Source organism: Prevotella lacticifex, from assembly GCF_019973375.1.
GTDB classification, from domain to species: Bacteria; Bacteroidota; Bacteroidia; order Bacteroidales; family Bacteroidaceae; genus Prevotella; species Prevotella lacticifex.
This window is the reverse complement of sequence record NZ_BPTV01000001.1, coordinates 2,651,302-2,662,386: the sequence shown is the minus strand read 5'-3', so window position 1 is coordinate 2,662,386 and position 11,085 is coordinate 2,651,302. Positions and strand designations below refer to the sequence as shown.

At 53.1% G+C, this 11,085-nt stretch carries 7 protein-coding genes; 5 read left to right on the top strand and 2 right to left on the bottom strand.

Going from position 1 to position 11,085, the window contains the following annotated elements; all coding sequences use genetic code 11:
- Positions 1-1,182: 1,182 nt before the first annotated feature.
- Positions 1,183-3,279, bottom strand: coding sequence for an HD family phosphohydrolase (locus LDN30_RS10480; protein ID WP_223929403.1), 2,097 nt, complete (start codon positions 3,277-3,279; stop codon positions 1,183-1,185).
- A 113-nt stretch (positions 3,280-3,392) separates the two neighbouring features.
- Here LDN30_RS10480 and gltX point away from each other — a divergent pair, with 113 nt between their 5' ends.
- The 5 genes from gltX (at position 3,393) to trpS (ending at position 8,648) form a co-directional block, all read left to right on the top strand.
- Positions 3,393-4,910, top strand: coding sequence for a glutamate--tRNA ligase (gene gltX, locus LDN30_RS10475; RefSeq protein ID WP_223929402.1), 1,518 nt, complete (start codon positions 3,393-3,395; stop codon positions 4,908-4,910).
- 38 nt (positions 4,911-4,948) lie between these two features.
- Entirely contained in the window at positions 4,949-6,217 is a 1,269-nt protein-coding gene (locus tag LDN30_RS10470; protein ID WP_223929401.1) for a 3-deoxy-D-manno-octulosonic acid transferase, read from the top strand.
- Positions 6,218-6,369: 152 nt separating this feature from the next.
- Positions 6,370-7,023, top strand: coding sequence for a hypothetical protein (locus tag LDN30_RS10465; RefSeq protein ID WP_223926580.1), 654 nt, complete (start codon positions 6,370-6,372; stop codon positions 7,021-7,023).
- A gap of 28 nt (positions 7,024-7,051) precedes the next feature.
- On the top strand, positions 7,052-7,513 hold the full coding sequence (locus LDN30_RS10460; RefSeq protein WP_223926579.1) for a hypothetical protein: 462 nt from the start codon (positions 7,052-7,054) through the stop codon (positions 7,511-7,513).
- Between the two features lie 49 nt (positions 7,514-7,562).
- The gene (gene trpS / locus LDN30_RS10455) at positions 7,563-8,648 is read left to right on the top strand and encodes a tryptophan--tRNA ligase (RefSeq protein ID WP_223926578.1); all 1,086 of its coding nucleotides are present in this window, start codon (positions 7,563-7,565) and stop codon (positions 8,646-8,648) included.
- A 297-nt stretch (positions 8,649-8,945) separates the two neighbouring features.
- Here the strand turns inward: trpS and LDN30_RS10450 are convergent, their stop codons facing one another.
- Positions 8,946-10,475, bottom strand: a complete 1,530-nt coding sequence (locus LDN30_RS10450; protein ID WP_223926577.1) for a hypothetical protein — start codon at positions 10,473-10,475, stop codon at positions 8,946-8,948.
- Between the last annotated feature and the right edge of the window lie 610 nt (positions 10,476-11,085).

Sequence of the window (11,085 nt, the reverse complement as noted above, 5' to 3'; positions counted from 1 at the left end):
ATTGAAGACGGAACCTTCACTTGAGGCAGCACTATAAATGTAAATAAAAAATCAACATTACAATAAATTTAGTTAAAAACGAAAAATAATCGAGATTTCCTTTGGTCAGAAACCTAGGAAGCGGTGGATGTGTGCTGCAATCACGTTGATAATGCGTTGATAGCCAATGTATTGCACACGTCCGCCGTAGAGGCTGGGTTTATCCCAGCCCTACCAGCGACGAGCAAGAATTGATGTAAATGCCCCATAGCAGCGAGGGTGGGGATAAACCCCACCCCTACGTTGGCGGAGTGTTGCAAGTGTCGGAGGTGAATATTTTATGCGCTCTGCGCAATTTTACGCGATAGCGATTTTCGTCACGGGCAGGCTTTGTCCCCCGCTTTGTATGGGGTGGTGCTGAGGTGATGGGGGCAGCCGACGAGCTTGCTCGTAAGGCTGTCCCCATCACCTCAGCACCTTAGCTCCATGGGGAGCTAAAGTCTGTACGTGACTATTTTTCAAAAACGTATTCTCGATTCAAGGTGACGCATTGACGAAGTCAGGAAATTATATCCTGACTTCTTCATTTCTTTCAGTAATACATAAAGTTCTATTCTGATTATCAGCTTATTATCGTTTATCTATGATAATTTGGGGTGACGCATAGGCAGTGTAACATTCTTAATATAAATTTTGACTGACATGGCATGAGTGTTGTTTTGATTGCCTACTGACTTCATCACGGCTCTTCAGAATCCGTAGATTTTACAACGGGTTAACCCCTACTACGCCACTAATTTCGGTTGATGCATATATTGGGGTAATGTGATGAATTGTAAAAATAAATCAAACAAAAACGGAATTAGAACTGTCTTTCTAAGTTGCTGAGATACAGCGCATTACAAGTAAGGCCTTTTTGCGTTCTAAAACGGTCCGTTTGAGGTTGCAAAAAGGACCGTTTCAGGCTGCGAAACAGACCGTTTCGCAAGCCCAAACGGTATGTATTGGAATGGTGTAAAGATAATTCGCAATTACGGGATGGGGCTCACGGACTATTGGATAGCAACGTGGCGAAGTCGGAATACTAATCCGTTCGGGCTGCAACAATGTCCTTATCTACAAGAAAAGCCAAACTGCGGGTGCCTCGTATCGTGGCACCCGCAGTTTGGCTTATGGGCCTGCGACAGCCCTATCTGGTATTCCTCACGCTTGTTCCTTCTCCGCTTTGGCCTGGAGGTTGGCCTCGGCCTCGGTGCTTAGCTTAGGATACTGTATGCGGGTGTGGTAGATCGACTTGAGGCGTTCGATGAGTACCTGCTTGGCGATGGTGATATCGCGGAACGTTATAGGACAGTCGCGGAAGAAACCTTCGCTCACCTGTCCGTCGATAAGCTTATTGACAAGTTTCATGATATTCTCCTCGGTATACTCGTTGAGCGATCGCGAGGCGGCCTCAACGGTGTCGCTCATCATCAGGATAGCCTGCTCGCGCGTGAACGGATTGGGACCCGGATAGCGGAACGGAGCCTGGTCGACATCCTCGTCGGGATGCTCGTTCTTGTATTTCACGTAGAAGTAGCGCGTCAGTCCCTCGCCGTGGTGGGTGGATATGAAGTCCTTGATGACTCGCGGCAGATTGTACTTCTCGGCGAGCTTGAGGCCCTCGGTGACGTGACTGATGATGATTGCGGCACTCTCCTTCTCGGGCAGTCGCTCGTGGGGATTCACACCGGCCTGATTCTCAGTGAAGAACGCCGGATTGGTCATCTTTCCGATGTCGTGGTAGAGGGCTCCGGTACGCACTAACTGCGCCTTGGCTCCAATCTTGTTGGCTATCTCAGCGGCAAGGTTTCCGACGGTAATGCTGTGCTGGAAGGTTCCCGGTGCCACCTCGCTGAGCCGCCGCAGGAGTTCGTTGTTGGTGTTCGACAGCTCGAAGAGAGTCACCGTGGAGACGAATCCAAATGTTTTCTCGACGACGAGCATCAGCGGATAGGTGAAGAGAAGGAAGAAGGCGCTGACAGCCAAGTGGTAGTATATCGTGCTGTCGAGCTTTGTCAGCGAGTCGGTTAGGATTAGCTGCAAGCCGAAGTAGACCATCGCCTCGCCGATGACCACGAGGATGGCCGTGAGGAATATCTGACTCCGCTTGGAGAGTTCGCGCAGCGAGTAGATAGCCACGAGACCGCCGACGAGCTGGACGATGATGAACTCATACTGGTATTTGACCGCTATGGCCGATATGAGAATCGTCGTGACGTGGGTGATGAAGGCCGTCCGCGAGTCCATGAACACCCGGATGAATATCGGGGCCATGGCATAGGGTATGAGGTAGACGCTGAACTTATTGTAGAGCATCATCAAAGACGTGAAGATTGGGAAGATGACAATCATCACGTACAGCATCGTGATGTTCCGCGGCTTGATGAAGTAGTCCTTCCGGAAGAGCGCCAGATAGAGAGTGAAGAGGATGACGAGCATCGAGACGATTATTATCTGTCCGATGAGAGTGCTCGTTATCTCGTTGCCCGACGCATTGTGCTGAGCCAAAGCCCGTTCGTAGCTGTTGAGCACCCGCGCCTTGTAAGCGTCGACGACGCTGCCGTTGTCGATGATGCGCTCACCCTGCTGGACAAGTCCGCTGGCCGGGGTGACGGTGTTGAGGAGGTCGCTCTCCTCGGTCTCGTTGCGCTCGCGGTCGTAGACGAGGTTGGCCTCGATATACTCGTTGAGGTTGCACGACTGCAGCAGCGACCGGTTCGGGCCGAGCCGCGGGTCCATGAAGAGGCGCTCGTAGGCGTTGATGGTCGTCAGCACACTGTCCTTTGCCACCACGGCGGCCTCCTTGCCGATGACCACGCGGAGAGATGTCTCGCCCTTGTTGTCGAGCTGGGTCTGCACCGTCGGGTCGATGATTCCCTGCTCGTAGAGCTTGTGGAGGCGGTTGGCGATATAGTCCACCCAGTCGCCTTTGAGCCCCGGAATGCCGTTCTTGTACTGCGCACGGAAACGGGAGATCTGCTGCTGCTCCACATTCTCGTTGAAGTTGAAATACGGCTGATACTGCCTGACGATGGAGTCGTGCTCGGCGGCTATGGCCTCATCGGTCTTGAAGACGGGGAAATCGAACTGCGCGTTGAGGGCCGGATAACGCCACACTTGTCCCTCCTCGTAGTGGAAGAGGCGGTCGGTGCTCCGGGGAAGGAACACGATGATAACGGCTATCGTTATGAGACTCAGCACTGTACGCGTTATTATGTTGCGCCAGTAACCGTTCTCTATCTTGTCATATTTGCTCATGAATTCAGTATATTATTTCCAAACACTTTGCGAAAATACAAAAAAAACGTGTCATACTCAAAAAAAAGTCGTAAATTTGCAGAAAATTATTGTCTTATCATCATTTTGTAAAGATGCAAGAAAGAGAAGTAAGAGTACGGTTCGCACCGAGCCCAACGGGTCCGTTGCATATCGGTGGTGTCCGCACGGCATTGTACAACTATCTGTTTGCCCGTCAGCACAATGGCAAACTTATTTTCCGTATTGAGGATACTGACTCCCACCGCTTTGTTCCCGGTGCCGAGGAGTATATACTTGAGAGCTTCAAGTGGCTCGGTATAAAGTTCGATGAGGGTGTGAGCTTCGGTGGCGACCATGGTCCCTACCGTCAGAGCGAGCGCCGCGAAATCTACAAGAAGTATGTCGGCCAGCTTCTCGATGCCGGCAAGGCTTACTATGCCTTCGACACTCCCGAGGAGCTCCAGAAGAAACGCGATGAGGTGAAGAACTTCCAGTATGATGCCCACACGCGCTCCGGGATGCGCAACTCGCTGACGCTTCCGGCCGACGAGGTGAAGAAACTCATCGACGACGGCGAGCAGTACACCGTACGTTTCAAGATTGAGCCGGGTCAGGAGATTACCGTCCACGACCTTATCCGCGGCGATGTGACCGTGAAGAGCGACATCCTCGACGACAAAGTGCTCTACAAGAGCAGCGACGAGCTGCCGACATACCATTTAGCCAATATCGTCGACGACCATCTCATGGGTGTCACGCATGTCATCCGTGGCGAGGAATGGCTGCCGAGTGCGCCTCTGCACGTTCTCCTCTATAAGGCTTTCGGCTGGGAGGACACTATGCCGCAGTTTGCACATCTGCCCCTGCTGCTCAAGCCGGAGGGCAAAGGCAAGCTGTCGAAGCGCGACGGCGACAAGCTCGGTTTCCCGGTATTCCCGCTCGAATGGCACGACCCGAAGAGCGGAGAGGTGTCGTCGGGATACCGCGAGAGCGGCTACTTCCCCGAGGCTGTGGTCAACTTCCTCGCCCTGTTGGGATGGAACCCCGGCACCGAACAGGAGATCTTCTCCCTCGACGAGCTCGTAAAGGCCTTCGATATCACCAAATGCTCGAAGAACGGAGCCAAGTTCGACTATAAGAAAGGAATATGGTTCAACCATGAATATATCCTCCGCAAGAGCGATGACGAGATTGCGCGGCTCTTCGCGCCTATCGTTGCCAACAACGGTGTCAATGCCACCATGGACCAGGTGCGCCAGGTGGTGCACATGATGAAGGACCGTGTCGACTTCGTCAAGGAGCTGTGGCCTCTGTGCTCGTTCTTCTTCGTGGCCCCGACAAGCTACGACGAGAAAACCGTCAAGAAGCGGTGGAAGGACTATAGCAAACAGCAGATGACCGAGCTCTGCGGGGTTCTCGAGGGCATCGACAACTTCACCGTCGAGGGTCAGGAGCCCGTGGTCATGAAGTGGGTTGAGGACAAGGGGTATAAACTGGGCGACGTGATGAACGCTTTCCGCCTCGCCCTCGTCGGTATCGGCAAGGGTCCCGGGATGTTCGACATCTCGGCGTTCCTCGGCAAGGAGGAGACCTTGGCCCGTCTGCATAGAGCCATTGAGAAACTTGGATAATAACGTATTCATTCCACGGAGGGTAGCGTAAGACATTAATGTACAACATTTTAATGCACTTGTATGAGCTGGTCGTCATCATCTACAGCTTCTTCAACAAGAAAGTGAAGAAGATGTGGGACGGAGAGCGCATAGCCGTCCGCACCCTCCGTGAGAAGGTGGACCCAAACGCGGAGTATATATGGTTCCATGCCGCCTCGCTCGGAGAGTTTGAGCAGGGTCGTCCGCTCATCGAACAGATTCGCCACGACCACCCCGAGTACAAGATTCTGCTGACGTTCTTCTCGCCCTCGGGCTACGAAGTACGGAAGAACTACGAGGGAGCCGACATTGTGACCTACCTCCCCATCGATACGGTCATCAACGCGCGCCGATTCCTGCGTGCCGTAAGGCCGGTCATGGCGTTCTTCATCAAGTATGAGTTCTGGTATAACTACCTACATATCCTCCGCCACCGCCACGTTCCGGTCTACAGCGTGTCGAGTATCTTCCGCCCTTCGCAGGTTTTCTTCCAGTGGTACGGGCGCAGTTATGGTCACGTACTGCGCTGTTTCACACGCTTTTACGTCCAGAACAACGAGAGTCGCGAACTGCTCCACGGCATCGGTATCGACGATGTGGAGGTCGTCGGCGACACTCGTTTCGACCGCGTAATACAAATCAAGGAGGCTGCCAAGCAACTGCCGATAGTCGAGGCGTTCACTGCCGGAAGCCGAAACGGCGCTGCCCCGGAGAGGGTTTTCGTTGCCGGAAGCTCGTGGCCGCCCGATGAGGAGATCTTTATCACCTATTTCAACCGCCACAGAAACTGGAAACTGATTATCGCACCGCATGTTGTCAGCGACAATCACCTCAGGCAGATAATGGCAATGGTGAAAGACCGCAAAGTGGTGAGGTACACCCAGACAACCCCGGAGGAGGCTGCCACTGCCGACTTCCTTATCATCGACTGCTATGGACTGCTGTCGAGCATCTACCGCTACGGCAGTGTGGCGTATGTGGGAGGAGGATTCGGTGTCGGCATACACAACGTCCTTGAGGCCGCGGTGTGGAATATCCCCGTCATCTTCGGACCTAACAACAAGCGCTTCGATGAGGCTCAAGGACTCTTGGCGGTCAAAGGCGGATACGAAATTCAAACTGCCGACGACTTCGACAATATCATGTCGCAACTCGACAGCGACCCTCAGATGTTGGCAAAAAGCGGTCGGGAGGCTGGCAAATACGTCGAGCAGCTTGCCGGAGCCACACGAAAGATCCTCGCTTCGATAAACTCCAAGGCCAATGAACAGTTAGTAAAGAAGTAATAAGCTGACTATCAGGCGATTGCTTACGACTGACCACGAAATTAAGAGCGGTTGGTCAAGCAACGGCGGACGGAGTGTTAAGAGATAACCGACGGCTGGTCAAGAGATAAAGAGCAGCTGGCTAAGAAATAAATTACGTAAACGAACGGATTATGAAATATCAGATTACCTGCGCACACTGCAACAAACGGTTCCTCGTCGACGGCAAGGGCGGACAGACCATCGAGTGTATCTGTCCCGGCTGTCAGGGAAAAATGCGTGTTAACCTGCCTAAGGGCGACAAGGGCAGCGATACTGCCGACGACGATTATCAGACCGGCTACGCACCGACAACCGGCGACGGCGGTGACGGTGGCGACGGCAACGGAAAGCGGAACCGCCGCGGACTGGCCCTCGGGTGCCTGATATTCATCGTCATAGCCGTTGCCGCCGGAGTGGCTTTCACGGCTCTGAACCGCACCACGAAGCAGCCAATTGAGGACCCCTACGAGAATGTGGAACCTGACACCGCCAGCGACGACACCACTGTGGAGGACACTATGCCCGAGGAAGTCGATACCGTGGAGGTGCATCACGAGGCTCCTAAGGAGGAGACGGCAACCGCCGACACCGCCGCAACAGTAGAGAACGGAGCCGCCGACCAGAGTGCTGCCGACCAGGAAGGCACCGAACCCGCTACCGACGAGGCCACTACCGACAAGCCTGCCGCCACCGACAAGCACAAGACGAAGGATGCCTCGACGACTAAGGACAAGGATTCGAAAGGCTCAGCAACGGCAACTGGGGACAAGAAATCGCAAAAATAAAACCGAAAAAACGGGAAAATAGAAAACGATGAAAAAGATAAAGACAACATATTTGGCAGTCGTCATGCTGATGCTCCTGCCGGCTCTGGCTCTGACGGCATGCAGCGACGACGACGATACGGTACATGTGAACTTCGACCAGAGCACCGTCGCCGGGTCGTGGAAGGTGGAGAAAATGGACAGTGTGGTGCTCACAACCGATAAAAACGGCAAAATGGAGAGGACAACCATCCAGACCGTCAACTACGACAGCCGCTACGCGTCGTTCAACAACGACAAGAGCTACTCAATATACGAAACCGCCGGTGGTGCCACGACAACGATATTAGAGCGGGGCACCTACACCGTCGTGACGGGATCGTTCCGCATCGACCTGTCGTCGGGGCGCAAACTGCACTGGCTGAAAACCGAGGGCAGCACCATGACATTGGAGGAATACAACGCCAACGACGGCTCACGGCGCGCCCGCTATACGCTTTCGAAAATCTGAACGGCACCCCACAACAACGAAAAACAAGCTATAAAATATAAACATACAAATGGGAAAAGTAATTCTGACGGGTGACCGTCCAACAGGAAAACTTCATTTGGGACATTACGTAGGCAGTCTGCGCCGCCGCGTGGAACTTCAGAACAAAGGCGATTTCGACCGCATGTTCGTGTTCATGGCCGACGTACAGGCACTCACCGACAATGCCGATAATCCCGACAAAATACGCGACAACATCATCGAGGTGGCCCTCGACTACCTCTCGGCGGGCCTCGACCCGACAAAGTGCACCCTCTTCGTGCAGAGCCGCATACCTGAACTCGCCGAGCTGACGGTCTACCTGATGAACCTCATCACCGTGAGCCGTGTACAGCGCAATCCTACGGTGAAGACGGAGATAAAGATGCGCAACTTCGAGGCGAACATTCCGCTCGGCTTCTTCTGCTATCCTGTATCGCAGGCTGCCGACATCGCCCTCTTCAAGGCCACAACGGTACCTGCCGGCGAGGACCAGGAGCCGATGATAGAGGTGTGCCGCGAGCTCGTAAGACGATTCAATCAGGTGTACTCGTCTGTTCTCGTCGAACCGAATATCATGCTTCCGGAGAACGCCACAGCACGCCGTCTGCCGGGTACCGACGGTAAGGAGAAGATGTCGAAGAGCCTCGGCAACTGCATCTATCTGTCCGACGACAAGGACACTGTATGGCAGAAAGTCAAGGGAATGTACACCGATCCTACCCATCTCAACGTCTCCGACCCCGGTCATGTGGAGGGAAATGCCGTGTTCACCTATCTCGATGCTTTCTCCACCGACCAGGACTTTGCCGATTTCTGGCCTGAGTTCCAGAACCTCGACGAGCTTAAAGCCGCTTACACCCATGGTGGTGTCGGCGACATGAAGTGCAAGAAGATGCTCAACAAGGTCATCAACCGCATGCTCGACCCAATCCGCGAGCGTCGCGCCGAGTACGAGAAGGACATTCCCGAGATATACAATATCCTGAAGAAAGGTTCCGATGCTGCCCGCGAGGTGGGTGCCAACACCATGGACGAGGTCCGTAAGGCTATGCGCATCGACTACTTCGAGGATGCCGAACTGATAAAGAGTCAGGCTGAGAAATACGCCAAGTAACGTCTACAGCCATATATATAATATGTGAACAGGACTGCCAGCCTATGACCGACAGTCCTGTTCTTTGTTTAATGGGGGAGAAGCTGACAGCGTAATAACTGCAAATATAATCCTGGTAGCCACATAGAGCTAACTCATAAGCTCTTGATGATAAGGCATTTGCAGTATTCTTCTGCCGCTGATGCGAGACTTCTCCACATCCAATCAGATTAAAATCATTTCTTATTCCATCCTCCGCGGCAATAATCCGGCCGTAGCCGCACACCGTCACCGGAGGAATCGGATATTAGAGACGGCTTACAAGTCGATGTCGAGACCCACACCGAAGACCTTGTTCGACCGGGTGAAGACATCGGTATTGTGCGTCTCCACGCTTTGTCCGGCACCGGTGATAGTCTGGTCGTACTCCTTGTGGAATTTCTCATAGTCGGTCCAGAAGTACGCCACGTTCAGACTCATGTTCTTGGCTATCTTCACCTTAGCTCCGAAACCGATGCTGTAGCTGCTCGTCACGAACGACATATCGGAGAGATAGGTTCCGTCGCCGAGGCCATAATGCGTGCGCTGTCCGCCGGCACTCAGCGTGATGCCTTTTGTAACGTCCCATTCCATGCCTGCGAGATACTCCTGCGTATTTCCCGACAGGGCCTTCTGCTTGTCGTGGTCCATGCGGGCGTCCTTGTCGAAATAGTAGTGCCAGGCCACCATCGCACGCAGATTCTTCAGAATCTCATATTGTGTTCCGACAGCCAACAGTCCCGGAAGGTCGTTATGAGTGTTCACTCCGTCGGCGAAGAGTCCGGTGTTGTCGACCTTCGTATCGTTCTCGATGTTGAACTTTGTGGTGAATTCGTAGCGTGCACCGATATTCCACCGTCCTGCCTTATAGTCGATACCGATGATCGGGGTGATGCCCCATCCGTTCTGCGTACAGTCGAGATACTTGTCGGCGAAGAGCTCTTTGGTCTGGTTCATCTTGTCGGCACCGGCCTGCGCCTGCTGAGCCGCAGCCTGATATTTGGCCTTCGCCGCCTCGTCGGTCATCTCCGACGCCCTCATGCGGTAGTAGAACGCCATGCGGTCGTAGGTCTGCGCCTGAGTGTCGAAATAGTCGTGGAGGTTGACATTCTCGCCGTTGATATTCGCCGAGATGTCGGTGATGTTGCCCACATATTTATTGTATATGTAGTTGAAGCGCGCGCCGCCATACACGGCGAGGTGGTCGTTGACCTTATACGACACACCGAGCTGCAGTCCGAAGTCGTACTGCTGGCCCTTGATGTTGCTGCGCACACTGTAGGATGGTGTCTGTGATGTCAGTCCCTGACCGTAAAGGATTGCCGGAACGAGCGATATCTGCCTCTCGAAACTTGGCAGTCCGTTGTTGAAGATAGCCTTTCCGCCACCGCCGGCGAGTGCGAATCCGGCCTGAAGGGTCCACTTGTCGTAGACCATCGCAGCCTGGAACGACGGCAGTACAGGCACCGACGCCTTACCACGGAAGCACTTCTCACCGTTGTCGTCGCCACCATTGAGTTTGAACGGCTGATAGAATGGCGTGCCCTGGAGCGTCGGCACGGTTATCGACGAGGTGATATCGCGGGTCTGATATACGTTCTGCACGTTGAGCGAGAGGTGGAATCCCTTCGTCAGGAACGACACACCGGCAGGATTGGAGTACACACCGTCGATGCCGATGGTACCCTCACGCGCGAAGTTGCGGTTGAAACTGATGTTCTGATTGGTGTTGGTGAGCAGACCGCCGGCATGAGCCGTGACTGCCGTAAGCGAGAAGAGCAGCATCACTGCTGTCGATTTCTTAAACATGCAATAACTATTAAAATTTTCAAAAAACGGCTGCAAAGGTATAAAGATTATTTAAGGGCTGCAAGAAAAATTGCTCAAAATTTCTCCATTTGTGCATAAAATGGCTAAAGTGTGCACATTTTTCCCACTATCGTGCAGTCTTTTCTGCGATATCCGAGGAGCTGTTCGTCACATTCACAGCCAAGAAAATCACATTCGCTTCCTATGTGAATCGAGGCTAACGGACGATAAACTACGTGCCGGAAGAACCAATTTTACATTGCCATAAAGCAGGAACTGACGTGTCGGGATAATGTTTTCTGTGCGCAGATATGGCGGAATCCCGTTTCGCTGAATATCTTCTGTGGCTTATAGTCGCCATTGCAAGTTCCGATGAGGCTTAATTCTCAGTATCCTCAGACTAAGATAGCACAGCGACCACAGTCTGGCCGACATTATGAAATTTCCTGACACGCCAACAATACCTATCGTTTTGCCTTCTGAAACGGTCCGTTTTAGCTTGCGAAACGGTCCGTTTCGCACTCTAAAACGGCCTGTTTCGCAACGCAAAATGGCATGTATTGATAAGCGACTGTATCTCAGGATTTTACAGAGATGGCGCAAAATCCGT